At 67.4% G+C, this 25673-nt stretch carries 21 protein-coding genes and 1 pseudogene; 12 read left to right on the top strand and 10 right to left on the bottom strand.

Going from position 1 to position 25673, the window contains the following annotated elements; all coding sequences use genetic code 11:
• The first annotated feature begins 56 nt into the window (after positions 1-56).
• A complete protein-coding gene (cls, locus tag F622_RS0100610) occupies positions 57-1478 on the top strand; it encodes a cardiolipin synthase (protein WP_019571145.1) in 1422 nt (473 codons plus the stop codon).
• 163 nt (positions 1479-1641) lie between these two features.
• On the top strand, positions 1642-4545 hold the full coding sequence (locus tag F622_RS0100605; protein WP_019571144.1) for an EAL domain-containing protein: 2904 nt from the start codon (positions 1642-1644) through the stop codon (positions 4543-4545).
• 15 nt (positions 4546-4560) lie between these two features.
• On the opposite strand, the gene F622_RS0100600 is transcribed toward F622_RS0100605, so the two are convergent.
• On the bottom strand, positions 4561-6291 hold the full coding sequence (locus F622_RS0100600; RefSeq protein WP_019571143.1) for a diguanylate cyclase domain-containing protein: 1731 nt from the start codon (positions 6289-6291) through the stop codon (positions 4561-4563).
• A gap of 153 nt (positions 6292-6444) precedes the next feature.
• Here F622_RS0100600 and F622_RS0100595 point away from each other — a divergent pair, with 153 nt between their 5' ends.
• Positions 6445-6942: a DUF3293 domain-containing protein gene (locus F622_RS0100595; protein ID WP_019571142.1), complete on the top strand. Its 498-nt coding sequence runs from the start codon at positions 6445-6447 to the stop codon at positions 6940-6942.
• Positions 6943-6950: 8 nt separating this feature from the next.
• Here the strand turns inward: F622_RS0100595 and F622_RS0100590 are convergent, their stop codons facing one another.
• Positions 6951-7418 (bottom strand): CopD family protein, encoded by a 468-nt coding sequence (locus F622_RS0100590; protein ID WP_018144117.1) that lies wholly within the window; start codon positions 7416-7418, stop codon positions 6951-6953.
• A 170-nt stretch (positions 7419-7588) separates the two neighbouring features.
• Here F622_RS0100590 and F622_RS0100585 point away from each other — a divergent pair, with 170 nt between their 5' ends.
• On the top strand, positions 7589-7978 hold the full coding sequence (locus F622_RS0100585) for a RidA family protein (RefSeq protein WP_019571141.1): 390 nt from the start codon (positions 7589-7591) through the stop codon (positions 7976-7978).
• A pseudogene (gene recG / locus F622_RS0100580) lies at positions 7971-10064 on the top strand (ATP-dependent DNA helicase RecG); the annotation flags it as partial. The gene F622_RS0100585 and the pseudogene recG, both read left to right, overlap by 8 nt.
• A gap of 313 nt (positions 10065-10377) precedes the next feature.
• Here the strand turns inward: recG and F622_RS0100575 are convergent.
• The 3 genes from F622_RS0100575 to F622_RS0100565 form a co-directional block, all read right to left on the bottom strand.
• Entirely contained in the window at positions 10378-10920 is a 543-nt protein-coding gene (locus tag F622_RS0100575) for a DJ-1 family glyoxalase III (protein WP_018175801.1), read from the bottom strand.
• 22 nt (positions 10921-10942) lie between these two features.
• Positions 10943-12217 carry a S41 family peptidase gene (locus tag F622_RS0100570; protein WP_018168096.1) on the bottom strand — a complete coding sequence of 425 codons (1275 nt, stop codon included), beginning with the start codon at positions 12215-12217 and terminating at the stop codon, positions 10943-10945.
• Positions 12218-12343: 126 nt separating this feature from the next.
• Positions 12344-13525, bottom strand: coding sequence for a murein hydrolase activator EnvC (locus F622_RS0100565; RefSeq protein ID WP_038095993.1), 1182 nt, complete (start codon positions 13523-13525; stop codon positions 12344-12346).
• Positions 13526-13599: 74 nt separating this feature from the next.
• Between F622_RS0100565 and F622_RS0100560 the strand changes: the two genes are divergently transcribed.
• From F622_RS0100560 to F622_RS0100535, 6 genes are all read left to right on the top strand, one after another.
• Positions 13600-13935 (top strand): helix-turn-helix transcriptional regulator, encoded by a 336-nt coding sequence (locus F622_RS0100560; RefSeq protein ID WP_026182005.1) that lies wholly within the window; start codon positions 13600-13602, stop codon positions 13933-13935.
• A 28-nt stretch (positions 13936-13963) separates the two neighbouring features.
• Complete coding sequence (locus tag F622_RS0100555) at positions 13964-14392, top strand: rhodanese-like domain-containing protein (protein WP_018144124.1); 429 nt, start codon at positions 13964-13966, stop codon at positions 14390-14392.
• Positions 14392-14682: a glutaredoxin 3 gene (grxC, locus tag F622_RS0100550; RefSeq protein ID WP_019563815.1), complete on the top strand. Its 291-nt coding sequence runs from the start codon at positions 14392-14394 to the stop codon at positions 14680-14682. Before F622_RS0100555 ends, grxC begins: the two co-directional genes overlap by 1 nt.
• A gap of 111 nt (positions 14683-14793) precedes the next feature.
• Positions 14794-15321, top strand: a complete 528-nt coding sequence (gene secB, locus F622_RS0100545) for a protein-export chaperone SecB (RefSeq protein WP_018938372.1) — start codon at positions 14794-14796, stop codon at positions 15319-15321.
• A gap of 15 nt (positions 15322-15336) precedes the next feature.
• The gene (locus F622_RS0100540) at positions 15337-16329 is read left to right on the top strand and encodes an NAD(P)H-dependent glycerol-3-phosphate dehydrogenase (RefSeq protein WP_019563816.1); all 993 of its coding nucleotides are present in this window, start codon (positions 15337-15339) and stop codon (positions 16327-16329) included.
• Between the two features lie 99 nt (positions 16330-16428).
• A complete protein-coding gene (locus F622_RS0100535; protein ID WP_018168091.1) occupies positions 16429-17007 on the top strand; it encodes a hypothetical protein in 579 nt (192 codons plus the stop codon).
• A gap of 76 nt (positions 17008-17083) precedes the next feature.
• Here F622_RS0100535 and F622_RS0100530 read toward each other — a convergent pair whose 3' ends face one another.
• The 4 genes from F622_RS0100530 to F622_RS0100515 all read right to left on the bottom strand — a co-directional run bounded on the left by F622_RS0100530 (position 17084) and on the right by F622_RS0100515 (position 21977).
• Entirely contained in the window at positions 17084-17368 is a 285-nt protein-coding gene (locus F622_RS0100530) for a hypothetical protein (RefSeq protein ID WP_018168090.1), read from the bottom strand.
• Positions 17369-17686: 318 nt separating this feature from the next.
• Positions 17687-19345: a BCCT family transporter gene (locus F622_RS0100525; protein ID WP_018952106.1), complete on the bottom strand. Its 1659-nt coding sequence runs from the start codon at positions 19343-19345 to the stop codon at positions 17687-17689.
• 68 nt (positions 19346-19413) lie between these two features.
• The gene (locus F622_RS0100520) at positions 19414-20565 is read right to left on the bottom strand and encodes a putative zinc-binding metallopeptidase (protein ID WP_018952107.1); all 1152 of its coding nucleotides are present in this window, start codon (positions 20563-20565) and stop codon (positions 19414-19416) included.
• Between the two features lie 110 nt (positions 20566-20675).
• On the bottom strand, positions 20676-21977 hold the full coding sequence (locus tag F622_RS0100515) for an alpha/beta hydrolase (protein ID WP_018649713.1): 1302 nt from the start codon (positions 21975-21977) through the stop codon (positions 20676-20678).
• A 244-nt stretch (positions 21978-22221) separates the two neighbouring features.
• Here F622_RS0100515 and F622_RS0100510 point away from each other — a divergent pair, with 244 nt between their 5' ends.
• Positions 22222-22701: a cupin domain-containing protein gene (locus F622_RS0100510; protein WP_018168086.1), complete on the top strand. Its 480-nt coding sequence runs from the start codon at positions 22222-22224 to the stop codon at positions 22699-22701.
• Between the two features lie 119 nt (positions 22702-22820).
• Here F622_RS0100510 and clpB read toward each other — a convergent pair whose 3' ends face one another.
• Positions 22821-25403: an ATP-dependent chaperone ClpB gene (gene clpB, locus F622_RS0100505; RefSeq protein ID WP_018168085.1), complete on the bottom strand. Its 2583-nt coding sequence runs from the start codon at positions 25401-25403 to the stop codon at positions 22821-22823.
• Positions 25404-25673 lie beyond the last annotated feature (270 nt).

Raw genomic sequence — 25673 nt, 5'->3', positions numbered from 1 at the left:
CGCCCGGCGTTCCACGGGTGCAGTCGGAAAACGCATCATCGACAAGGAGTCCGTCCGTGCCGGATACAGGCTGGACCGCCAGTATCGTCGCCATCGCCGTCTTCGCCCTGGCGGTGATGAGCGTCGTGCACGCGCTGCTGCAACGCCGCGATACCGGGACCGTCATCGCCTGGGTCGGGCTGATCGTACTGCTGCCCCTGGCCGGCTCGCTGCTCTACTGGCTGTTCGGCGTCAATCGTATTCGCCGGCGGGCCCACGCCCTGCGCGAGGGCTATCTGATCGCCGACCCCAGCTCCGACGGGACCAGCCGGGCCGAGCCACCGGAACGCTGGCAGCGCCTGCTGCGTTCCGGGGACCGCCTGAGCCCGTTCCGCCTGGTCGGTGGCAACGCGATCGAACCGCTGTTCGACGGCGATCGCGCCTACGCGCAGATGCTGGCCGCGATCGACGCGTCCCGTCACAGCATCAGCCTGGCCACGTACATCTTCGACTATGACCAGGTAGGCGAGCGCTTCGTCGCCCACCTGCAGCAGGCACAGGACCGGGGCGTGCAGGTGCGCATCCTGATCGATGCCATCGGCGCCCGCTACAGCCGTCGCAACACCCTGCGCCAGCTGCGCCGGGTGGGCCTGCCTGCCGCCGCCTTCATGCCGGTACACCTGCCGAGCAGCCTGGCCGCCTTCAACCTGCGCAATCACCGCAAGATGCTGGTGATCGACGGCGCCCGCGCCTTCACCGGCGGCATGAACATCCGCCGCGGCCACAGCCACACCAACCCCGGTCCGCACCCCATACACGACCTCCACTTCGAGCTGCGGGGTCCGGCCTGCACCCAGTTGCAGCGGGTCTTCGCGGAAGACTGGCAATTCGCCACCGGCGAACGCCTGGAGGGTCCGCTCTGGCTTCCGCAGTCCGTAGACCCCGCCGGCGCGCGCGCCTGCCGCGGCCTGCCGGACGGCCCGGACGAGGACTTCGAGGTCCTGAACTTCACCCTGCAATCGGCGCTGGCCGAAGCCCGCGAACAGGTCACCATCGTGACCCCGTACTTCCTGCCCGACGTGGCGCTCACCGGGGCGCTGAAGGCCGCGGCGCTGCGCGGGGTGCAGGTCGACATCCTGACCCCCGCCCGGAGCAACCTGCGCCTGGTGGAATGGGCCAGCCGCCCCCAGCAGGCCGAACTGCTGGAGCGCGGCTGCCGGCTGTGGCTCACACCACCACCGTTCAACCACGCCAAGCTGATGCTGGTAGACCGCGAGTGGGCCCTGGTTGGCTCCGCCAACTGGGACCCGCGCAGCCTGCGCCTGAACTTCGAGTTCAACCTGGAATGCCTGGACGCCGGACTGGGCCAGGAACTGGCCAGCTGGACCGACGCGCTGCGCGCGCAATCGCACCCCCTGACGCTCGAGGAGGTCCGTGCCCGGCCGCTCGCGACCCAACTGCGTGACGGGGCCGCGCGCCTGCTCACGCCGTATCTGTGACCGACCGTTAGCCACCCCCGCGGTGACCCTCACGCGAACCGGGACGCGCGCGCGTGGTCTTTTGTACTGTAGCGGCAGGGACCGAGCGCGGGAACCGACCCGCATCGCTTTACCGCAGGGGGCAAGGGATGGCACGGCACTGGGATGCAAGCGCAGGGAACCGATGAACGGGATTCTTGCGCCATCGCTCTACCTTGCAGCGGGGCTGGCGATCTACGCCACGCTCAGCCACCTGCTGCACAGCCGGCAAAGCGCCCGGAGCACCGAGCACCGGTTGTTCGCCGCGATGTGCGCCCTGATGGCGGTGCTTGCCGTCGGATCAGCCCAGACCTACCAGGCCGGCACCGTCGAGGCCTATACCCGCGCACTCACCCTGAACGTCTATCTGCTGGGACCGTTCTACGTGCTGTTCGCCGCCTTCGTCGCGGCCCATACGCGCACCCCCGCCCGCTGGCTGATCTCCGGTCTTCTGGTACTGCTGGTCATCACCTGGGTGGTCAACACCCTGCAGCCCTACAGCATGCAGTACCAGGTGATCGACGAACTCCGCCCCCTGGAACTCCCCTGGGGTGAAACCGTGGCTCTCGCAGTGGGCACCATCAGCCCCTGGTTCGGCTTTGGCGTGCTCGCGGTCTTTCTGGTCCTGGGCTTCGCCCTCACCACACTGATCCGGCACTACCGGCGCTATCGCCAGACCACCACCCTGCTCCTGCTGGGCGGGATCGGGGTCTTCGTCCTGTTCACCTTGCAGGGCGTCCTGGCCCGGGGCGGCGCACTGGAGATGCCCCAGCTCGCGCCGTTCGGCTACGTGGTGATGGTCGTCATGATGAGCCTGGTACTGAACCGCGAGACCAGCGAACGCCTGCGTGACTCGGAAAGCCGTTTTCGGGCGCTGGTGGAGCAATCCCCGGTCGGCATCCAGGTACTCACACCGCAGGGCGAGATCCGCCAGTGCAACGCCGCCTGGGAAACCATGCACGGCGCACAAGCCTCCCTGCCGGGCGGCAACGTTCTGGACCGCCCGGATGCCATCGACCGGCACATCCACGAACCGCTCAAGGATGCCCTGCGCGGACACTACCGCGAGATCGGCCCGCTGCCCTACACCCCACCAGCCCGCCCCGACCAGTCGGCCGAACCCGCCGACCCCGACCCGGCGACCCAGACCACCCCGCTCATCACCCCCGAGCGCTGGCTGCGGGGCTGCATCTACCCACTGCAGGATGCCCGCGGCGAGGTACAGGACGTGATCGTGATGCAGGAGGACATCACCGCCGCGCACCGCAGCGAGGACGCCCTGCGCCTGATCGCCGAGGGGCTGCAGGCGCGCTCGCGCGAGGAGTTCTTCCAGCAGCTGGTTCTCAAGCTGAGCAACCTGTTCGCTGCCGACTATGCCCTGATCGGCATCGAGGATCCGGAAAAACCCGGCGTGGTGGAGACCGTCGCCCTGTGCACCGCGGGGCAGATCGTGGAGAACTTGCGCTACGACCTCGCCGAGACCCCCTGCGAACGTGTGCTGGAGATCGGTACCTGTATCTACCCCTGCGACGTACAACAGCGCTTTCCGGCCGACGAGATGCTGGTGGAGATGGACGCCGAGAGTTATCTGGGGGCCCCGTTGCTGGACAGCCAGGGCACGCTGCTGGGGCACATCGCCATGGTCAACCGACATCCGGTGGAGGATGTCGACAAGGCGATGGAGATCCTCGGGATCATGGCCGACCGCGCGGGGGCGGAACTGGAACGCCTGCACACCGAGGAACACATCCATGCCCTGGCCTACCACGACTCCCTGACGGGGCTGGCCAACCGCACCCGCCTGCACGACGACCTGACCCGCCACATCGAGGAGGCCACCGCCGGCCACCTGCATGGCGGGCTGATCCTGATCGACCTGGACCACTTCAAGACCATCAACGACGCCCTGGGGCATGCGGTAGGCGACACCGTGCTGGGCGCGGTGGCGGACCGCCTGCGCAGCCATGCCCCCGAGGATGCGCTGATCGTGCGCCTGGGTGGCGACGAGTTCGCCGTTGTCCTGCCCCCCTGCGCCCGGGTACGCGAGACCCTGGAGCCGGAACTGCAGGCAATCGCCGAGCGCATCCTGGAGGCCCTGCAGCGCCCGATTATCATCGGCGAGCGCACCTTCGGGGTCGGCGCCAGTCTCGGCTGCGTATGCTATCCCGACGCCGGCGAGAGCTCGGCAGAAGCCCTGCGCCACGCCGATATCGCCCTGTACCAGGCCAAGCGTGCCGGCCGCGGCGGCGTGCAGTTCTACCGCCATGCACTGCAGGACGAGGCGCATGCCCGCCTGCAGATCGAGGACGGGCTACGACAAGCGGCCGAACGTGACGAGCTGGACCTGCACTACCAACCGCAGTTCGATGCCGCCGAGCGCCTGATCGGAGCCGAGGCCCTGCTGCGCTGGCAGCACCCGGAGATGGGCCAGGTCCCGCCAGATCTCTTCATCCCGGTCGCCGAGGAGACCGGCCTGATCCACGGGGTCGGCAACTGGGTCCTGGAACACGCCCTGATGCAGCTGTCGCAGTGGCAGGCCGGGAACCTGCAGCCACCTCGCCTGGCCTTGAATCTCTCGCCCTGGCAACTGGCGCGCCCGGACTTCGTCGACCAGTTCCAGGCGCGGCTGCGCCGACACGGGGTGGACGGCCACGCCCTGACCCTGGAGGTCACCGAGTCCGGCCTGCTGCGCGACCTGCCGGACGCCATCACCAAGCTGGGCGCGCTGCGCCGGCTCGGTATGCGCATCGCCCTGGACGACTTCGGGACCGGCTATTCCTCGCTCGCCTACCTGCGCGACCTGCCGGTGGACGAGCTGAAGATCGACAAATCCTTCGTCAAGGAACTGCTGGCCGGCGGTGACCGGACCCTGATCGAAAACATCGTGGACATTGCCCGCAACATGGAGCTCGACGTCATCGCCGAGGGCGTGGAGCACCCGGAGCAGCGGGAGCAGCTCCTGGCCCTGGGCTGCACCCGGTTCCAGGGCTTCCTGTTCAGCGCGCCGCTGACGCACGAACAATTCGTCGCGCGACTGCATCGGCCGTAGCCGAGGCCGGCCGATTCAGTCGCGAGCGGCCGGGTCTTCCAGCCCGCAACCCAGCGCGCCGCGCCGGCGCAGGGACAGATCCGTTGGCCGGCGCTCCTCTCCGGAGCATTCCCGGTACAGCACGATCCGGCTGCCGCCTTCCTCCTTCGCCACGTACATCGCGCGGTCGGCGCGCTGCAGCAACGCCTCCACATCGTCCCCGTCCTCGGGGTAGAGCACCGCCCCCATGCTGAGCCCGACCCGAACCGACTCGCGATTCACCTCCACCGGCTCCTCGAAGCGTTCGATCAGCTTGAGTCCGACCCCCGTCACCGCATCCGGATCACGCACATTCTCCAGCAGCAGCACGAATTCGTCGCCGCCCACGCGGGCCACCACGTCGCTCTCGCGCACGCCCTCACGCAGACGCCGCGCCACGGTCACGAGCATCACGTCGCCGGCATCGTGTCCCAGGCGATCGTTGATGGGTTTGAAGCCGTCGAGATCGCAGACCACCAGGGCCAGGCCGGTGCCGGCGCGCTGGGCCCGGCGCAGGGCCTGCTGGATGTGTTCCTGCAGCAGACTGCGATTGGGCAGGCCGGTCAGGGAGTCATGATGGGCCTGGTGCCACAGGCGCTCCTCGGAGGCCTTGTCGCGGGTGATGTCACGGACCATCCCGAGGACCTGCACGGCGCGGCCTTGGGCGTCCCGATCGATTTCGCCCTCGACCCGCACATGGCGCAGCCCGCCGTCCGCGCGCACCACCCGGTGATCCACCCGGTAATAGGCCTCGTGATCCAGCGCCTCGTTGGTCGCGCGGCGCACCCGCGTACGGTCGTCGGGATGGATGGCTCGCATGTAGGCCTCGAATCCCGCGGTATCGGTTTGCGGGTCGAGCCCGAACAGATCGAATACATGCGTGGACCAGTTCATCCGCAGACCACGAATATCCCAGTCCCAGTAACCGGCCCCGGCAATCCGCTGGGCCTCTTCCAGGCGCTCGGTGGTCTCCTGCAGGGCCGCGGTTCGCCGGGCAACCGCCGCCTCCAGCCCGGCCTGCGTCTCGCGCAGGCGCGCCTCGATCTGCTGGCGCCCCTCCAGTTCCTTGTGCAAGGCGGCGTGATCACGCCAGATCCTCCGGCGCACCCGCACCCACATCAGCGCAATCATCAGCATGGTCAGGACGGTGGCCACCAGCATCACCTGCTGCGCCTGTTCATGGCGCTGCGCCATGGCCGCCACCGCCTCCTCGTTATCACGTTCGAAGGCCGCGAGGATGGCCTCCATCTGCTCCAGCACATCCTCCTGTACCGGCATTGCGTCCGCATACAGGATCGCCAGCGCCTCGTTGCGCCCACCCGCCAGGGCAATGTCGAGGAGCTCGGACAGGATCGGGGCACCGGTCGCGGTCAGCGCACGCAGTTCGGCCAGCAGCGCGGCGTCGCGTGGGGTCCGAGCCAGTAATTCCGCACCCTCGCGGGCGTCCAGGAAGCGCTCGGCCAGCTCGCGAAACTCCCGCTGGTAGCGATCCTGCAGGGCCGGGTCCTCGGCACTGATCACCAGCGAGGCGCGCAGCATGCGCTCGCGCACGAGGCTGCGCATGCGATGCACGCGGTCCACCTTCTGCACGTACTCCTCGGTAAGGGCCTGGACGTCGTACTGCAGCTGCTGCACCCGAAGCCAGCTGGCGACGGCGACCACCGCGACCAGCAGCAGCACCACAACAAAGGCGCCGGTCAGCCCGGGCACGAAGGGACGCGGGGCCATCGCGTCTCAATCCCAGCCGGGGACGGGCCGGTCCATGGACGCACCCGCACCCGACGAGGCACCACAAACCGCTGTCGCATCCTTGACGCGCATCCCGCTCCCCCTGTTTGATCGACCACATCCGCACGATCCAGGCGGGGAGGGTGCCGCGAGATGTCCACCAATACAAGCAAATACCGCGACCGGATGTCTGCCGCGCACGCGGAGTCGCCCGCTCCCGTAGCGCAGCTGGCGACACTGGAGAAGGCCTACCTAAGCGCCGCCTACTGCCTGGAGATCGAGGGCAGCAGCCGAGTTCTGTACATCGACCAGCCCGCGGAGGATGTCACGGCCTGGATGGCCGGGCGGGACATGCAGCGCCTGGTCCTGTTCACCGCCTGCAACCCGGGCAGCCGCCCGAGCACCGAGGGTGAAAACATCCAACGCCAGCGCCGGCTGGAGCAGACCGTGGCCGAGCACGGCCTGCGCGCATGGCCTGCCCGCAATCGCGACCCGCGCGGCCAGTGGCCGGACGAACCGGGCCTGGCCATCGCGGACCTGCCCGACGACCTGCTGGCGCGCTGGCTGGAGGCCTTCGGCCAGAACGCAGCCGTGCTGCTGGAACCGCCGGCTCGGCCCCGGCTGGTATGGCACCCGGGGCTAGGAAGGTAGCGTGCCTCCTACAGCGGCAGGCGACCGCCGGAAGCGACCACGATCGTCACCAGACCGATGACGGTGTTGATCCCGACCAGGATGCGGATCTGCCCCAGCCGGCGCAGGCCTTCCTCGGTATCGTTTGCCGCAATGGCCTTGCGCATGCGCCGATAAGGGGCGAAGAACACATGGGCGAAGATCGCCATCATGATCAGACCCAGCAGCAGCATGGTGTGCACGCTGGGATGCACATCACCCATGCCGCCGAACACCCCGAAGATCAGGTAGAAGCCGGTCACCAGGATCACCAGGACCGAGGCCCAGACCCAGGGGAAGAAGCGCGCGAACACACCCTCCCAGAGCTTCAGCCGCGCCGGCCCCTCGAGCTGCTGCCCGGCCACCGGGCGCAGGAACATGTAGGCGAAGAACATACCGCCCACCCAGATCACCACGGCCAGTACATGCAGCACGTTTGCCAGTGCGTATCCCGTCATTGCCTGCTTCCTTTTGTCGTTACGGATGTGGCCCGCAGTGTAGCCGTCCGCGTGCACGGCTGCCGAGCCCCCCAACCGCACACGCGGGCGGATTGATCAGTAGAATGGCGGGTCCGCATGCAGCAATCGCGGCCCTATCAAGATTCAACCCGGCAGTACAAGGAGTCCACATGTCGCGCGAGATCATCCAGACCGAAAACGCCCCGGCCGCCATCGGCCCCTACTCGCAGGCCGTGCGTACCGGCGACACCCTGTACCTGTCCGGCCAGATCCCGCTGGACCCGGCCACCATGGAACTGGTCGACGGCGGCATCGAGGACCAGATCCGCCAGGTGTTCGCCAACCTCCAGGCTGTCCTGGAGGCGGCGGGAGCCAGCACCGCCGATATCGCCAAACTGAACATCTTCCTGATCGACCTGGCTCACTTCCCGCTTGTGAACAAGATCATGAGCGAAGTCTGCAACGAGCCCTACCCGGCACGTGCCGCAATCGGCGTGGCCGCCCTGCCCAAGGGCGCCCAGGTGGAAATGGACGCCATCGCCTGGTGCCCGCGCGACTGATCGCGCTGCGCGAACCCAACCGGTGGAGCTGCAGGTCCCGCTGACCGCGCTGAAGGGTGTCGGCCCGGCGGTGGCGGAACGACTGGAGCGTCTGGGTCTGGAGCAGGCCGGGGACCTGCTGTTCCATCTGCCCCTGCGCTTCGAGGATCGCACGCGCCTGACGCCGATTGCCGCGCTCCGTCCGGGGCTGGCTGCACTGTTCGAGGGGCGCGTCACCCACTCCGAGGTGGTCCACCGCCGCCGGCGCATGCTGGTGGTCACCCTGGCCGACGGCCAGGCCCAGGTCCTGCTGCGGTTCTTTCACTTCGGGGCCAACCAGCAGCGCCGCCTGAGCCCCGGCACGTGCATCCGCGCCTTCGGCGAGCCCCGCGGCATGCCCGGCGCACTGGAGTGCGTGCACCCGGAGATCCAGACCGTGGGCGATAGCCCGCCGGCGATGGAGTCGCACCTGACCCCGATCTACCCGACCACCGAGGGCGTGTCGCAAAAGCTGCTGCGCCAGCTGGTCGCGCACGCCCTGCCGGGGATGCAGGCCCTGCCCGACCTGCTTCCGGAACTGCCCCGGCAGGGCCTGCCTGGCCTGCATAGCGCCCTCGAGCAGCTCCATCACCCACCGGCGCAGGCCGACGCACTGGCCGCCCTGGACACCCCGGAGAACCGCAGCCCGGCGCGCACACGGCTGGCCCTGGAAGAGCTCTGCGCCCACCAACTCGCGCGCATGCAGCAGAGCCGGATGCCCGCGGACACACGCAGCGCCCCGGTCATCCAGTCCCCGGGGGCGCTGTGGCAACAACTGCGCGGGCAGCTCCCCTTCGAACCCACCGGCGCACAGGAGCGTGTTACCGAAGAGATCCTGGCCGACCTCGCGCGCCCGCAGCCGATGAACCGTCTGGTCCAGGGCGATGTCGGCTCCGGCAAGACCCTGGTCGCGGTCGCAGCCGCGCTGGCGGCGGTAGAGGCCGGCTATCAGGTGGCGTTCATGGCCCCGACCGAACTACTCGCCCGCCAGCACGGGCGCAATCTTGCCCAGTGGATGGAACCACTGGGCGTCGCGATCGCCTGGCTGGGCGGACGCCAGACGGCCAGCGAGCGCGGCCAACTGCTCGCGGAACTGGCCAGCGGGCAGCGCCAGGTCGCGATCGGAACCCACGCCCTGTTTCAGGAGGAGGTGCGGTTTCATCATCTGGGGCTCGCAATCATCGACGAACAGCACCGCTTCGGCGTGCACCAGCGCATGGCCCTGCGCGACAAGGGCAACGGCCGGATGCCGCATCAGCTGATCATGACCGCCACCCCGATCCCGCGCACGCTGGCCATGGCCCTGTACGCGGAACTGGCCAGTTCGGTCATCGACGAACGCCCGCCCGGGCGCACCCCGGTACGCACCGCGCTGATCAGCCACGAGCGCCGTGACGAGGTCATCGAACGCATCCGCGCCGCCTGCGGCTCCGGCACCCAGGCCTACTGGGTCTGCCCGCTGGTGGAGGAATCGGAACAACTGGAGGCGGAATCGGCCGAGGCCACCGCCGAACGCCTGCGCGAGGCGTTGCCGGAGCTGACCATCGGACTGGCCCACGGACGCATGAAGGGACCCGAGCGCGATGCGGTGATGGAGCGCTTCCGCGCGGGCGCGATCGACCTGCTGGTGGCGACTACCGTGATCGAGGTCGGCGTCGACGTCCCCAACGCCAGCCTGATGATCATCGAGAATGCCGAACGCATGGGGCTGTCGCAGCTGCACCAGCTGCGCGGCCGGGTCGGGCGCGGCAGTGCCGCCTCGGCCTGCGTGCTGCTTTACCGTCCGCCACTGGGCGATACCGCCCGCGAGCGCCTCGAGGCGATGCGCCGCACCGACGACGGCTTCGAGATTGCGGAGGTGGATCTCAAGCTGCGCGGTCCGGGCGAACTGCTGGGCACGCGCCAGACTGGCGATCGCAGCTTCCGCGTCGCCGACTGGTCACGCGACCAGGACCTGCTCGACGAGGCCACCACCCTTGCCGCACGCATCGAGAAGGACCCGGCGCGCGCCGCCGCCCTGATCGAACGCTGGCTGGGCACCGCCACCCGCTACGCGACCGTGGGATAGCTCCAGAACGAAGGGCGAATCCACCACGAAGCGCACGAGGAAGGTCAAAACCTTCCACCACAGAGTTGGCGCCCCGTCCGGGGACGACGCGCTATCGCGCACGAAACAGCGGGTGTTGACGACCTCCATCGGGCCTTTTGAGGCGTATCAGAAAGGCCACGATCGTTTTGCAGCGGGCAGGGTGAGGATGAGCGCAGCGAATCGCATCGGCCTCACGGAATGATCCGGGCCCCGATGCGTTTCGCTGCGCTCAACACATCCTACCCTCTTCGTGTCTTCCTTCGGGTCTTCGTACGCTTCGTGGCTAAGACCATCAGGGCCTTAGCAGCGGGCCCTCGACGGCGTCGCGGGCCTCGCGGCCGGCGAGCTGTTCGATCAGGGTCAGGGCGAAGTCCATCGCGGCACCCGGGCCACGGCCGGTGATCAGGCGCCCGTCGATCTCCACCGGGGCGCCAGTGGACGGGATCCCCGCCTCGTCCAGCGCGCCGGTGAAGGCCGTCACGGTGCGCCCCTCCAGCAGCCCGGCCTCGGCCAGCGCCTTGGGCCCGGCACAGATCGCGGCCAAGTGGCCATCGCGTTCGGCCTGCGCCCGCAGCAAACCCTGCACCCGGGCGTCGTCGCGCAGGTGATTGGCGCCGGGCAGGCCACCCGGCAGGACGATCAGGTCAAAGGACTGATCCAGCACCTGATCAACCGTGGTATCCGGCTGGATCACCGTGCCCCGCGAGCAGGTCACCGGCCCCGGCTCCAGCCCGGCCACGGTGACCTCGAATTGCGCCCGGCGCAGCAGGTCGATGATCGTGACCGCCTCCAGTTCCTCGGCCCCGGCGGCCAGGGGCACCAGTACGTTCGGCATCAATCCTCCCTGTCCACCGCGCTCAGCGGCGGTTGTAGAAGTTCAGGCCCTTCAGGAGATTCAGCGCCTCGTTCATACCGTAATCGCGCTCGGCCAACGTCTCGCCATTGTCTTCGTCCGCATCCACAGATTCCGGCAGGCCGTCACGGCCCATGCGGGCACCGCCATTTTCGCTGTCGGAGCGCTGCACCACGAGCTGCTGCAGGCGGATGTCCGGGTCAATCCCGTCCTCGTTGATGGCACGGCCATCAGGCGTGAAGTAACGCGCGGTGGTCAGCTTGATCCCGGTGTTCTGGGTCAGCGGCAGGATGGTTTGCACCGAACCCTTGCCGAAGGTGTTCTGACCCATAACCACGGCCCGCCGGTGGTCCTGCAACGCACCCGCCACGATCTCGGAGGCGGAGGCCGATCCGCGATTGACGAGGACGACCATCGGCGCGCCCTTGAGAACATCCCCCGGCGAGGCCTGGTAGCGGAACTGCGAATCCTCCAGCCGACCTTCGGTGTAGACGATCAGGCCTTCTTCGAGGAAGGCGTCCGAGACGCCCACAGCGCCCGTCAGAATGCCACCGGGGTTGTTGCGCAGATCCAGCACGAGCCCCTGCAGCTCGCCCTGTTCCTGCAGGTCTTCGATCGCCCGCACCAAGTCGCGTGCCGTGCGCTGCTGGAAATTGCTGATGCGTACGTAGCCGAAGCCGTCCTCCAGGATCTCGGAGCGCACGCTCTGCACCTGGATCACGTCGCGGGTGATGGTGATTTCTTTCGGGCGGTCCTCGCCATCGCGCAGGATGGTCAGGGTGATGTCCGAGCCTTTCTCGCCGCGCATCTTGGCGACCGCGTCGGACAGGGACATACCCTTCACCGACTCGCCATCCAGGCGAATGATCAGGTCACCGGCCTCGACCCCGGCACGGCTGGCCGGGGTGTCATCGATCGGCGCGATGACCTTGACGAAGCCGTCTTCCATGCCAACCTCGATGCCCAGACCGCCAAACTCGCCGGAGGTCCCGACCTGCATGTCCTCGAAGTCCTGTTCGTCCAGATAGGCCGAATGCTGGTCAAGGCCGGACAGCATCCCCTGGATCGCATTGTCCAGGAGATCCTTGTCTTCGACCTCGGTGACGTAATTGCGCTTGATGCGCATGTATACGTCAGTGAAGCGCTGCAAATCTTCTACTGGCAAAGCGGATTGCGCGCCATTGTCGCGGTCGGCGTAGACCGCCACCGAGACACTCAACATGACCCCGACAACCAGTCCGACGATCAGGGAGTATCCGGTGCGACAAGACTTGCTCATTACCTTTCCTCGTTCACTTGAGGTGATTTGTGTGAAGATGGTAGCACCCGCAATGTGACGGCTGCCTGAATGCACGCCACCGATCGGCCTTTTGCCGGGGCATGGGCGCATTCCATCTTTTTCCCTCTACTGAGAGGGCCACCAGCTCTCGGGGTTCAATGGTCCGCCGTTGTGACGGATCTCGAAGTAAAGCCCGGGCGCAATCGCCTCGCTGCCCTCGCCCGCCACGGCCAGTTGCTCGCCAGCACCCACGGTCTCGCCTTCCGCCACCAGGATCTCCTCTACATTGGAGTAGAGTGTCAGGTAGCGCTCCCCATGATCGACGATCACCAGGAAGCCGTAGCCCTGCATCCAGTCGGCGTAGACCACCTGGCCGTAGTGCACTGCGCGCACCGCCGTGCCGTTATCGACCGCCAGCACCGCGCCACGCCAGCGCGAGCGCAGGCGGCTACCACGGGACTCGTTGAAACTGCGGATCACGCGGCCTTCGGCCGGACGCGGAAGCTCGCCCTCCAATTCCACGAAGGCCACGTCCGGCCGTTCGGGGGTGGACTCGCGGGGTGCCGCGGCACGCGCCGCGCTGCGAGCCTCGACCTCCTCGATCACCGTCTCCAGGGTCTCGGCATTGCGCGCCAGGCGCTCCAGTTCCAGCGACTCGTCCTCGATCACCGCCTCCAGCTCCGCCATCGCCTGGCGCTGGTGCGCCTCCTCGCGTTCCAGATCCGCGACCGCCGCGCGGGCCTGCTCTTCCCGTTCTGCCAGCACCGCCCGCTCCCGCGCGAGGTTCTCGCGCGCCGTCTCCAGCGCCTCGATGCGGTCGCGCAACACGACCAGGGCCTGCTCGCGCGCCTCGCGGATGCGCGCGGCAAACGCGGCCTGATGGCGGTGCTCCGCAGACCGACCGTCGCTCCGTCCGGGATGGCGTTCGCCCTGCCACTGATCGCGCACCAGGCGAGCCGCGGCGCGGCGTTCTGCCTCCAGCCGCTCCCGGGCCTCGTCCACACGGTCCTCCTGGTCGGCGACCACCGCCTCCTGACGCGAACGCGCCCGCGCCAGCTCGCGCAGCTCCTGGCGCGAGGCCTCGGTCCCGCGAGCAGCCTCCGCGAGCAGCCCTTCCAGATGCTGCAGGGCCGCGTAACGCTCTTCCTGGCTACGCTCCAGGTCCTGGATGGCCTCGCGCGTCTCGCGCAGCTCCGCCTCCGGTTCCAGCGCCACGGCGCTGACCGGCCACAGAAAACAGAGCAACGCACCGCACCACAAAAGGGCGCGTGAACCGCTTGGATGACTCAAGATTGCGCAAATTCGCATATCGGGGTACGTTTAGGTTCTTATATTCTGACCCAGTTGCGAGGGCCTTCCCTCGCGAGCAAGAGAGGCATGCCGTGAGCAACGAAACGGTTGAAGACGAAATGTACGTCGAAGACGGTTTGATGTCCCAGGACGAAGACATCGAGCGGGCCTCGCGCTCGCTCAAGGCCATGTCCCACCCGCTGCGTCTGAAGATCCTCTGCATTCTCGGCGATCGCGAAATCAGCGTACAGGAAATCGTCGATCAGGTCGGGACGTCGCAGAGCAACATCTCGCAGCATCTCGGCATCCTGCGCGACAAGGGCATCCTCGCCACGCGCAAGGACGCCAACCGGGTCTACTACCGGGTGGGGGACTCCCGGACCCTGCGCCTGATCGGTATGATGCAGGACGTTTTCTGCAGTTCCTGACACCCACCCCTCCGATCCGGTCTCCCGAATGCTTGAACGCCTGCCCGAATTTCTCGCCAACCACCCCATCCTGACCGGCGCCCTGCTGGCGGTGATCGGGATGATCCTGTTCGTCGAACTGCGACGCCTGAACCGCAAGTATCGCTCGCTCTCGCCGGTCGAGGCGGTGCGCGTGATCAACCAGGACGACGCCCTGGTGCTGGATGTGCGCGAGGACAACGAAGTCGCCTCCGGGCGCATCGGCGGCGCCAAGCATATCCCGCTCGGCAGCCTGAAAAAGCGCATGGGCGACATCGAGAAATACAAGGACAAACCGGTAGTGGTGTACTGCCGCAGCGGCAACCGCTCCGCCAGCGCCGCGCAGCAACTGACCGCGGCCGGGTTCGAGGACGTAGTCAACCTGCAGGGCGGCATCCAGGCCTGGCAATCGGCCAACATGCCCATCAAGAAGAAGTAATGCAGTTCGAGGTCTACTCCAGCGGGCGCTGTCCATTCTGCCTGCTCGCGCGGCGCCTGCTCAATCAGCGTGGCTACCCGTTCGCGGAGTACGCCGTCGACCGCGAACCCGGTCTGCGCGCAGAGATGGAACAGCGCGCCGCCGGCCGTAGCTCGGTCCCGCAGATCTTTCTCGGCGACACACACATCGGCGGCTTCGACGAACTGCAGGCGATGGACAGTAACGGCCAACTGGCGCGCCTGGCCAGCGAGGCCGGCCTCGAAGGCCCGACCGACAACGCCTCCGGATAACACGCGCCGCCGCCGGCAACGGGCGGCAAACGGGATCGCCCCGGCGACCCCGAAAAACACCGCTCATCCCCCTTACAATGCCCCGATTCCAGACGACTGCGAGACAACATCATGGCTGAAGAGAAGAATTCCCCGAAGAGCGGCAACGGCGCGGCCCAGGCCGAACAGAGTGACCGGCCCGACTTCTCTATCCAGAAGGTCTTCATCAAGGACCTGTCCTTCGAGGCGCCGGAATCCCCCGAGGTATTCATGCGCGAGTGGAAGGGCGAGACCAACATCCAGCTGAACACCAACGCACGTCCGATCGACGAGGCCGCCGGCGCCTTCGAGGTGGAACTGGGCCTGACCGTGACCACCGAATCCGACGGCAAGACCGCCTATCTGGTCGAAATCAAGCAGGCCGGCGTGTTCATCCTGCGCAATTTTGCCGAGGATCAGCGCAACCACCTGCTGGGTGCCTACTGCCCCAACGTGCTGTTCCCGTTCGCCCGCGAAACGGTGGCCGACCTGGTGCTCAAGGGCGGCTTCCCGCAGCTCCTGCTACAGCCGGTCAACTTCGAGTCGCTGTATGCCCAGCACCTGCAGGAACAGAAGCAACAGGCCGGCGGGGAACAGGCCGAGCCCACGCAACAGGCCTGACGCGAGGCGCAACCGATGCGTATCGCGGTCCTCGGAGGCGGCTGCTGGGGCACGGCGCTGGCGGTGCATGCGGCCCGCCTGCATGCCGACGTCGCCCTGTGGGTGCGCAATGACGCCACGGCCGGGCAACTGGAACGCGAGCGCGAGAACGCCCGCTACCTTCCCGGTCTGCGCCTCCCGGACAACCTGCGCGTCAGCGCCGACCCGGCGACCATCGAGGGCCGCGACCTGGTCCTGATCGCAGTCCCCTCCGGCGCCTTCCGCGAAACCCTGCGCTGGATCGCCCCGCGCCTCGCACGCGACCAGGTGGTCGCCTGGGCCACCAAGGGCCTGGAGACGGCAACCGGGGCCTGGCTGCACGAGATTGCCGAACAGGAACTGGGGCCCGAGCGCCCGCCCGCTCTGATCTCCGGGCCCTCCTTCGCCGCCGAGGTGGCGCAGGAGCAGCCGACCGCGCTGTCCGTGGCCTCCAGCGACGAGGGCCACATGGACTGCCTGGTTACGGCCCTGCACGGGCGCTCGCTGCGCCTGTACCGCAATACGGACGTGATCGGCGTGGAACTGGGCGGCGCGCTGAAGAACGTGCTCGCGGTGGCCACCGGTATTGCCGACGGCGCCGGGTTCGGGGCCAATGCGCGCGCCGCACTGATGACCCGCGGGCTGGCCGAGATCCAGCGCTTCGGCGCGGCGGTCGGCGCCCGTCCGACCACCCTCACCGGCCTCTCCGGACTGGGGGACATGATCCTCACCTGCACCGACAACCAGTCGCGCAACCGGCGTCTGGGCCGGATGCTGGGCGAAGGCCTGGATCTCGACACCGCCCGCGCGCGGGTGGGACAGTCGGTGGAGGGCGTAGAGACCGCCCGGGTCGCTGTGGCGCGGGCGAAGGCACTGGAAGTGGACATGCCGATCTGCGCCGAGGTGCACGCGGTGCTCTATCAGGGCCGCCCGGTGCACGACACTGTGCGCCGGCTGCTGGAACGCGACGCCACCCGCGAAGAGGACTGAAGCCGCGTCCGCAAAAGCCCCGCGCGACACCCGCACAATCGCCCGTACGCTCCGGTCGGACTACCGTGGCCCTCACACGCGAACGCAACGGAGAACCGCATGAGCAAGGCCTGGAAGGAACTGGACCTGGAAGGTGGCGGCCTGCAGGCGGTCAACGCCCGCCTCGCTCGCGAGATGCGCACCCGCCCTGCGGCCTACGCTGCGTGGATCCTGTTCCCGCTCGGGCTGCATCGCTTCTACCTGCACGAGCCGCTGGGCGGCGCCGGCTTCCTGGCACTCAGTGCGGCCACCCTGGCCCTCGCCGGATTTGGCCCCGCCGCCTGGTGGTTGCTACCGCTGATTATTGGCGTGTCATGGGCGCTGGTGGACCTGTGGTGGATTGACCGCCGAGTGACCGACTACAACAAGGAGCTACGCAAGCAGCTCTTCCTGCGCAAGGGCCACAAGCCACCGCAGGACTACCGTGGCCGCTACACCAGCGACGAAGACGCCCGCCGCGAACTGGACGAATACCAGCAGATCAAGGAAGCCGAAAAGCCCGGGCAATCAGGCCTGGCCGGTCGCAACGACCCGGCCCGCGACGCCGGCGGCAAGCGCCGCATGCCCAGCTTCAACGAACAGGAAGCCATGCTGCGCCAGATGCGCAAGGACAAAAACAAAGGCGACGGGAACAACTGACCGCCGCCTTCGCAAGATCACCGAGGTTGCGCCGCCCCCCGGTTGCGGCCACGCCCGACGGCATGGCCCGTGGCGCTCAGTTCTCGCCGGGGCGCCACACGCCACTGGCATCCTGCGGCGGCGGGGCGGTCTGCTTGCGGCTCTCGACGTCCACGAACACCGACTCGGTAAATTCGGAGAGCTGCTTGAGGTACTCCTTGCGCTCGTTCACCGACTCCGGCATCTGCGCGACCATGAACCCGGTGATCGCGCTCAGGTACTGCACGGCCACGATGGGTTGCTGCGCCTTCGGGTCCACCTCGGTCAGCAGATCCTGGACCTTCTGAATCAACTCGCCGGACAACTGCAGGGTATCGCTCATGGGGTTCCTCTCGCGGTTCGTGAAATCGTTGCGCACAGGCTACGGCAAGCCCCGCCACCCCGAAAGTGAACGCAAGATGCGCGGGCCTTTCCCTCCCTGGTGTGTTCAACACGAAGCGCGCGAAGGCTCGAAGAAGGTAAGTTCAAGAGCGATTTGAACCACAGAGGGCACGGAGAAAATCAGGGTTGAAGGGCAAGGCGAATCGAACGGCGCCTTCGCCACCCAGGCGTTACCGCGTTCCTTTCTTTCCTCCGTGCCTTCTGTGGTGCAAAGGCTTTTGACCTTCTTCGTGTGCTTCGTGGTGGAAAACTGGGACCGTCAGGAGCGACGAGGGTCGTCGTCTTCGTCACGGGCCTCGGGGGCATCGTCGTCCATGTCAAAGTCCTCGTGGACGCGATCCGGCGGAATGGTCCATGGCTCGCTGGGGGCGACCGTATGCTCGCCCGGGCGTGGGGCATAGCGCTCGTCTTCCAGGGCGCGCATCAGGCCCACCACCATCATCAGCATCACCAGCGAGAACGGCAGCGCGGCCAGGATGACTGCATTCTGCAAGACCTCCAGCCCGCCGGCCAGCAGTAGCACGCCGGTCACCAGACCGATCATCGCGCCCCACAGGATCAGGTGAATCGCCCGGTGTTCGGTGGACCCATGGGCCAGCAGGGTGTTGATGACCACGATGCCGGCATTGGCCGAGGTCAGCAGGTAGGTCGCGATCAGCACCGTAATCAGGACGGCCCCGCTCTTCGCGATCAACCAGGGTTCCAGGGTCTCCATGGTGGCGAAGGTCGCCATGGTCAGGTCCTCCGCCACCTGATCGGCAATGTTCGCGATGCCCTCGACCTCGGCGTGCAGGGCCGTACCGCCCAGCAGTGCGAGCCAGAAGAAGGTGATCAGGGTCGGCACCAGCAGCACACCCATCACGAACTCGCGCAGCGTGCGCCCGCGCGAGATGCGCGCGATGAACAGCCCGACGAACGGCGCCCAGGCCAGCCACCAGCCCCAGTAGAAGACCGTCCAGTCGGAGTGCCACTCGTCCAGGTGGTGAGCATGGGTGTACAGCGACAGCCCCAGCAGGTTCTGCATGTAACTACCACTGGACTGCACCACCAAGGCCAGCAAGTACTGGGTTGGACCCCATACCAGCAGTAGCCCAAGCAGAGCGACACTGAGCCACAGGTTGGCCTGGCTGACCCGCTGCACCCCGGCCTGCATCCCGGCCACCACCGACACGATCGCAGTCACCGTCAGCAGCGCCGTCAGCAGCAGGAGACCGCGATCCCCTTCCAGCGAGAGGCCCACGGTATGCGCCAACCCGGCCTCCAGCTGCTGGATACCCAGCCCCAGAGTCGTTGCGATCCCGAAGACCGTGGCCACGATGGCGAGCAGATCCACCAGATCGCCCGGCCAGGTATGACTGTACTTGCCGATCAGCGGGTGCAGGGCCGAGCGCAGCGCCAGCGGCTGGCCCTTGCGGAAGCTGAAATAGGCCAGGATCAGTGCCAGCAGCGCGAACACACCCCAGGCATTCAGCCCCCAGTGGAAATACGTCAGCACCATCGACATGTCGGCGGCGGCCGCCTGGTTGCCGTTCTCGGCCAGAAACGGGTTGCCGCCGTAATGCGACAGCGGCTCGGCCACCGCCCAGAACAGCAGGCCGACGCCCATGCCGGCGGCGAACAGCATCGACAGCCAGGACAGCGTGGTGAACTCCGGGACCTCGTCGTCGCGCCCCAGGCGCACGTTCTTGTAGCGCCCGACCCCGAGCCAGATCACCATGACCAGGAAGAAGGCCATGATCACCACGTAGTACCACTCCAGCAGCGGCGTCACGAAGGCGCGCGCATCCCCCACCACTGCGCCCAGCTGCTCGGTTCGATAAACCCCCAGCAGGGCGATGATCACCACAAGCATCAGCGCCAGCGGCGCAACACGCGGGTTCAGCCCCTTGAACGGGCCACGGGTGGCAACGTTGTACATCTCGCGTCCTTTCGCTTGCGCGATGGATGTATTTCAGGACAGGACCTTTGCCGATCCAGGCCGGCAGATCAAGGGCCGGTGGCGCCCGCCGGTTGTACGCGGATGCCCATGCGGAAATCCTGAATGACCTGATGCACGAACGCCAGCTTGGCGATCGCGGTAGCGGTCAGCACGAAGGGGTAGACATGCGAGTGACCCATGCTGCGATTCAGGCTGTTCAGGGCGCTGACCAGCGGCAGCCAATGCTCCAGAAGCAGATCGAAGTCCGCCGTGGCATAGGCATCAAAAGCCGGCAGATTCCCCTGCGCGCCCAGCCGCGCCGACGGTCCGGCGACGGGTTCGATGTCCATGTTGTAGGCGGAGGCCGTGTCCAGCGTATCCACGATGTGCATATAGTGAGCCCAGGTCTCGGCCCAGTCTTCCCAGGGGTGCGAGCTGGCATAGGCGGACACGAACGAGGCCTGCCAATCCGCCGGCGGACCACCGGTGTAATGGCGCCGCAGGGCCTCGTCGTAGTCCGCGCGCTCGTCGCCGAAGCGCTCGCGAAAATCGGTATGCCAGTGGCTACCGCGAATCAATCGATCCCAGTAGTAGTGCGCGGACTCATGGCGAAAGTGGCCGAGAATGGTGCGATAGGGTTCGGCCATCGCCTCGCGCATGCGCTCGCGCACCGCGGGATCGGCCTCGGCGATATTGATGGTAATGAGCCCGTGCGAATGGCCGGTGACCACGCCCCCACCCTCGCGGAACTCCGGGGCCGGATCGGCCAGGAAATCAAACGCAATCCCCCCAGGATCGCTTTTCCGCGGCACCACCGGCAGGCCCAGGCGCAACAGGCCATATACCAGGCGTCGCTTCTCGGCCTCCAGACGCTCCCACAGCCGCGCATTGCCCGGCACACTGAGGTCCGGGATGGTGCGATTCAGGCGGCAGGCGCGACAGAACGGCTCGGCTTCTTCATGTGGCACCATCCAGTTGCACACCGCGTCTACCGCATAGTGCCGGCACTGGCGATAAAACAGCCCGTCCGGCTCGTCCGCTACCCGCCACAGGCCACCGGGGATCGGGCGCCCACGGGCGCCCACGGCCTCCCCCGCCGGCACCAGGGCGGAGACCTCCAGGCGGTCCGGCAGGAATCCCAGCCGGTGGCCGCAGCGGGTACAGAAGGTGTTGTCGAAGTACACCCCCTGCCCACAGACCTCGCACTCGAACAACTGCATCGCGCTCCCCGTTGACTGGCCTGCCGAGGACGTCCAGGCGACAGGCATGCCTTCAGACTACGCCGATCCCATTGCGCCGTCGCGGCGGCACGCACCAACACAGACGCCAGTCAGTCCCCCTGTACGCCGGACAAGAGCCCGTCCACTCGCTCCAGCACCAATGGATGGGACAGGATGCCGGCGTGCGTGGTCGCCACCCCGAAGACCGAGGCCGCCTCGCGCTGCGCGGGCGGGTGCAGCATGCTGGCGAGGGTGACCACCCCGTCCGCAGTGGCGCGCGCGCCTCCCTCCCCGCGCTGGTAGCCAAACAGCAGGTGCAGCTCGGTCACCTCCGTGTTGGCATCTGCGAACAGGCCTTCCAGGTAATCGCTGCCCGGGGCCATGTCGCGCCATACCGGAATGACCACCGGCGAACGATCGACACCCCGCTGGGCGCGTTCGTGTCCGGCCCAGGGGGTGGACAGGGTGATCATCGCCGGCACGGTCGCCGCCGCCTCGCGCCGGGCGCGCTCGTTCAGGAAGCCGCGCGCGATCAGCCCGCCCATGCTGTGTGCCACCACCGGCAGTGACTCGACGCCGTGGCGCACCTCCAGCTCCTCGACCACCTGTGCCAGATGCGCCGCGGCCGACTGCAGCGGCAGCCCGGAGGCGTAATAGTAGAACCATGGCTGGTAACGCTCTCGGTCAAGCCCCTCCAGCAACCCGGCGAAGTCACGCGGCGAGCCGTTCATCCCGTGCACGAACAGCACGGGCGTCCGTGCGGGATCGTATGGCTCAAGAAAGTACACCCCGGCATACCCCGACAGCACGAAATCCAGCGGGCGCCACTGGCTGCCCCGCGCCACCTCGGTCGCGAAGCGCGGATCCTCCAGATGGGCGATCTCGCCGTAGGCCGTCACCCGGCCCAGGCTAAGCGGCGCGGGGTCCGGCGCCGCGCCGTCCCCAGGACCCCGCGTATCCGGCAGGCGAATGGCGTGCGCCAGGCGATCATTCCCGTTCACGCGGATATCGATCCCGGTCAGCCGTCCGCCAGGGCCACAATCCAGCGAATCGCCGCGCGCGACGTGCTGGACCGGTGCGCCGGCCGGATGCGCGCGATCACCATCCTCGTCGCGGAAGGCCAGCACGCTGTAACGACCAGGCTCCAGGGCAAAGAACCAGCTCCCGCCGCGCGCGCTCACCACGTGGTCTGCCGGTTCGGGCACAACGGCGCCGGCGACCGGCTCGCGGAACACCGCCACAACATAGGGCCCGGTCCGTTCCGACCCATCCGCCCCTTCGTTCGATCCTACCGTACCGCTGATCACACAGGCCCCGCCCATCCGCGCCAGCTGCTCGCGCGCATCCAGCAGCGAACACCCCACCAGCCCCATCACCACCGCCAGGACCGCACACACTCGCAACACACCCATTCCGAACATCCCTATCCGATAGCTCCCAGACCCCGAGTGTAGCGAGCCGGCAATCGTGGCGCTGCCTGGTGCCCACCTACCGCAACATCCGCCCCCCTGCCGCAAGATCTTGGAAGCCACCCCCACGTGAACCAGCCAGACTTACAGGCAAAAGCCGCTCCGGACGGACACCCGCCCGGTCAGCCACACCACGACACGCCCACCCGGAGCGCGCCGGGTAAAGCCGACCCACAGGAGGTGCACCATGTTCAAACGCGATATCCCGCCCACCGGGGCCATACCCCGCCTTGCCTCGGCCGCCGCCGCCCTCACGCTGGTCGCCGCCTGGACGGTCGCGACGGCGGACCAGGGCCCGGCCTTCATCCACGAACCCGATTCCCCCGATCTCGAATGGGGCCCGTGCCCGGACTTCATGCCGGATGGCTGCCGGCTCGCCGTGCTGCAAGGTGACCCGGCGCAGCCCAATGCCGACGTCTTCTTCCTCCTCCCCGGCAACAGCACCGCGCCCCACCACTGGCACACCAGCGCCGAACGCATGGTGCTCGTCAGCGGCGAGATGCAGGTCGACTACGACGACCAGGACCCGGTCGTGCTCCGACCCGGCACCTATGCCTACGGACCGGCCCGGCTGGCACATACCACCCATTGCACATCGGACGAGGACTGCATCCTGTTCATCGCCTTCGAGGAACCGGTGGACGCCCACGCCAGCCACGACGACTGACCCCGTCACCGTCCCCACCGCCGGATACGGCCGCCCGCCCCTTCGCCCGCAGCTGCTCCCGGACCCAAAAAAGGCCCGCACGGGGCGGGCCTTGTTGGATCGGAACAGCGAAATCCCGATCAGGCAGCAGCTGCAGCCCGGGTAAAGGCAAGCTGGTCGCCAGCCAGGTCCACCTCGATGGTATCGCCGGGGCCGAATTCGCCGGACAGCAGCGACTGGGCCAGCGGGTTTTCCATCTGCGTCTGGATGGCCCGCTTGAGTGGACGCGCGCCGTACACCGGGTCGAAACCGGCGGCGCCCAGGTGATCGAGCGCGGCGTCGGTGATGGTGAGCCCCAGATCGCGCTCCTCCAGACGCTTGCGCAGGAACTGCAGCTGGATGCCGGCAATCGCCCGGATCTGCTCGCGCTCCAGCGGGTGGAACACCACCACATCATCCACGCGGTTGATGAACTCGGGGCGGAAGTGCTGCCCGACGATCTCCATCACCGCGGCCTTCATTGCATCGTAGTTCGCCTCACCGGCCATCTCCTGGATCTGCTGCGAGCCGAGGTTGGAAGTCATCACGATCACCGTGTTGCGGAAGTCCACGGTGCGACCATGACCGTCCGTCAGACGACCATCATCCAGCACCTGCAGCAGCACGTTGAAGACATCCGGATGCGCCTTCTCGACCTCGTCCAGCAGGATCACGGAGTAGGGCTTGCGGCGCACGGCCTCGGTCAGGTAGCCGCCCTCCTCGTAGCCGACATAGCCCGGGGGCGCCCCGATCAACCGCGCCACCGAGTGCTTCTCCATGAACTCGGACATGTCGATGCGCACCATGGACTCTTCGGTGTCGAACAGGAATGACGCCAGCGCCTTGGTCAGCTCCGTCTTGCCGACCCCGGTCGGGCCGAGGAACAGGAACGAGCCATTCGGCCGGTTCGGATCGGACAGGCCCGCCCGCGAACGGCGGATGGCGTTGGCCACCGCGCGCACGGCTTCCGTCTGGCCGACCACGCGATCACCCACGGCCTCTTCCATGCGCAGCAGCTTGTCCTTCTCGCCCTCCAGCATCTTGGAGACCGGGATGCCGGTCCAGCGCGCAACCACCTCGGCGACCTCCTCGTCGGTCACCTTGGTGCGCAGCAACTGGGTCTCCTGGCTCTCCATCTCGTGGGCCATCGCGAGGGACTTCTCCAGATCCGGGATGCGCCCGTACTGCAACTCGGACATGCGCGACAGGTCGCCGGCACGGCGGGCGGTCTCCAGCTCGGTACGTGCGCGCTCGAGCTCTTCCTTCAATTGCGCGGCGCCGGAGACCGAGGCCTTCTCGGACTTCCACACCTCTTCCAGATCGGAGAGCTCGCGCCCCAGGCGATCGATCTCGCCCTCCAGGGTATCCAGCCGCTTCTTCGAGGCGTCGTCGGATTCCTTCTTCAACGCCTCGCGCTCGATCTTGAGCTGGATCAGGCGCCGCTCCAGGCGGTCCATGGACTCGGGCTTGGAGTCGATCTCCATGCGGATCCGCGAGCTGGCCTCGTCGATCAGGTCGATCGCCTTGTCCGGCAGCTGGCGATCGGTGATGTAACGCTGCGACAGCTGCGCCGCGGCGACGATCGCCGGGTCGGTGATCTCGATCCCGTGGTGGACCTCGTAGCGCTCCTTCAGACCGCGCAGGATAGCGATGGTGTCTTCCAGCGTGGGCTCGTCGACCACCACCTTCTGGAAGCGGCGTTCCAGCGCGGCGTCCTTCTCGATGTTCTGGCGGTATTCGTCCAGCGTGGTCGCGCCGATGCAGTGCAGCTCGCCACGTGCCAGCGCCGGCTTGAGCATGTTGCCGGCGTCCATTGCGCCCTCGGCCTTGCCGGCGCCCACCAGGGTATGGATCTCGTCGATGAACAGGATCACGCGACCCTCTTCCTGCGAAAGCTCCTTGAGCACGGACTTCAGCCGCTCTTCGAAATCGCCGCGGTACTTGGCCCCGGCCAGCAAGGCGCCCAGATCCAGCGCAAGCACGCGCTTGTCCTTCAGCCCCTCGGGCACCTCGCCGTTGATGATGCGCTGGGCCAGGCCCTCGACGATCGCGGTCTTGCCGACCCCGGGCTCGCCGATCAGCACCGGGTTGTTCTTGGTGCGCCGCTGCAGGACCTGGATCGAACGGCGAATCTCCTCGTCACGCCCGATCACCGGATCGAGCTTGCCCTGCTCGGCGCGCTCGGTGAGGTCGATGGTGTACTTGTCCAGCGCCTGGCGGTTCTCCTCGGCGTTCGGGTCGTCCACCTGGGCACCGCCGCGCATATCTTCCACGGCCTTCTCCAGGGAGTCCTTGTTGGCGCCGGCGTTGCGCAGCATCTCGCCCACACCGGCCTTCTCGGCGATCGCCGCGAGCAGGAACAGCTCGCTGGGGATGTACTGGTCCTTGCGCTCCTGGGCAAGCTTGTCGCAGACATTCAGCATGCGCCCCAGGTCATTGGAGACATGCACCTCGCCCGCGGCACCCTCCACCCTGGGCAGGCGGTCCAGCGCCTCGCCCAGCGCGGAGCGCAGCTGGCGCACGTTGGCGCCGGCGCGGTCGAGCACGTGGCGGATGGTACCGCCCTCCTGGTCCAGCAGGGCCAGCAGGAGGTGGGCCGGTTCGATGAACTGGTGATCGCGGCCTACCGCGAGCGATTGTGCATCCGCGATGGCGGACTGGAACTTGGTCGTCAGGCGATCCATTCGCATTGGGAAACCCCTCGGTCAAATCTGGGTGAACTGACACCAATGATGGGGACAATCCCCCGACCTTCAAGGATAGACGGACGCAACCGCCCGCATCAGACAAACGGCAACACCGTCACGCACGAACATCGGGGCTGCGCGCGGAGGTTGCCACGGCCCCTGCGGGGCCTCGCAACGACGGGGGCAGGAAAAAGCACCGTCATCGCGAGGCGCGCAGCGACGCGGCGATCTCCATGGGCAACCCTCGCGCCGGACCGAGCGCCGGGG

Source organism: Thioalkalivibrio sp. ALMg3, assembly GCF_000381225.1.
In the GTDB taxonomy this organism is placed as follows: Bacteria; Pseudomonadota; Gammaproteobacteria; order Ectothiorhodospirales; family Ectothiorhodospiraceae; genus Thioalkalivibrio; species Thioalkalivibrio versutus.
The sequence above is the reverse complement of the archived record's forward strand: the minus strand, read 5'-3'. Positions and strand labels throughout refer to the sequence as shown.

Coding starts and splice junctions, on each gene's coding strand:
- grxC (WP_019563815.1), top strand. CDS start 14,392: ATGCAGTTCGAGGTCTACTCCAGCGGGCGCTGTCCATTCTGCCTGCTC.
- F622_RS0100585 (WP_019571141.1), top strand. CDS start 7,589: ATGTCGCGCGAGATCATCCAGACCGAAAACGCCCCGGCCGCCATCGGC.
- clpB (WP_018168085.1), bottom strand. CDS start 25,403: ATGGATCGCCTGACGACCAAGTTCCAGTCCGCCATCGCGGATGCACAA.
- F622_RS0100510 (WP_018168086.1), top strand. CDS start 22,222: ATGTTCAAACGCGATATCCCGCCCACCGGGGCCATACCCCGCCTTGCC.
- F622_RS0100540 (WP_019563816.1), top strand. CDS start 15,337: ATGCGTATCGCGGTCCTCGGAGGCGGCTGCTGGGGCACGGCGCTGGCG.
- F622_RS0100555 (WP_018144124.1), top strand. CDS start 13,964: ATGCTTGAACGCCTGCCCGAATTTCTCGCCAACCACCCCATCCTGACC.
- F622_RS0100605 (WP_019571144.1), top strand. CDS start 1,642: ATGAACGGGATTCTTGCGCCATCGCTCTACCTTGCAGCGGGGCTGGCG.
- F622_RS0100600 (WP_019571143.1), bottom strand. CDS start 6,291: ATGGCCCCGCGTCCCTTCGTGCCCGGGCTGACCGGCGCCTTTGTTGTG.
- F622_RS0100515 (WP_018649713.1), bottom strand. CDS start 21,977: ATGGGTGTGTTGCGAGTGTGTGCGGTCCTGGCGGTGGTGATGGGGCTG.
- F622_RS0100570 (WP_018168096.1), bottom strand. CDS start 12,217: ATGAGCAAGTCTTGTCGCACCGGATACTCCCTGATCGTCGGACTGGTT.
- F622_RS0100535 (WP_018168091.1), top strand. CDS start 16,429: ATGAGCAAGGCCTGGAAGGAACTGGACCTGGAAGGTGGCGGCCTGCAG.
- F622_RS0100575 (WP_018175801.1), bottom strand. CDS start 10,920: ATGCCGAACGTACTGGTGCCCCTGGCCGCCGGGGCCGAGGAACTGGAG.
- secB (WP_018938372.1), top strand. CDS start 14,794: ATGGCTGAAGAGAAGAATTCCCCGAAGAGCGGCAACGGCGCGGCCCAG.
- F622_RS0100590 (WP_018144117.1), bottom strand. CDS start 7,418: ATGACGGGATACGCACTGGCAAACGTGCTGCATGTACTGGCCGTGGTG.
- F622_RS0100530 (WP_018168090.1), bottom strand. CDS start 17,368: ATGAGCGATACCCTGCAGTTGTCCGGCGAGTTGATTCAGAAGGTCCAG.
- F622_RS0100595 (WP_019571142.1), top strand. CDS start 6,445: ATGTCCACCAATACAAGCAAATACCGCGACCGGATGTCTGCCGCGCAC.
- F622_RS0100565 (WP_038095993.1), bottom strand. CDS start 13,525: ATGCGAATTTGCGCAATCTTGAGTCATCCAAGCGGTTCACGCGCCCTT.
- F622_RS0100525 (WP_018952106.1), bottom strand. CDS start 19,345: ATGTACAACGTTGCCACCCGTGGCCCGTTCAAGGGGCTGAACCCGCGT.
- F622_RS0100520 (WP_018952107.1), bottom strand. CDS start 20,565: ATGCAGTTGTTCGAGTGCGAGGTCTGTGGGCAGGGGGTGTACTTCGAC.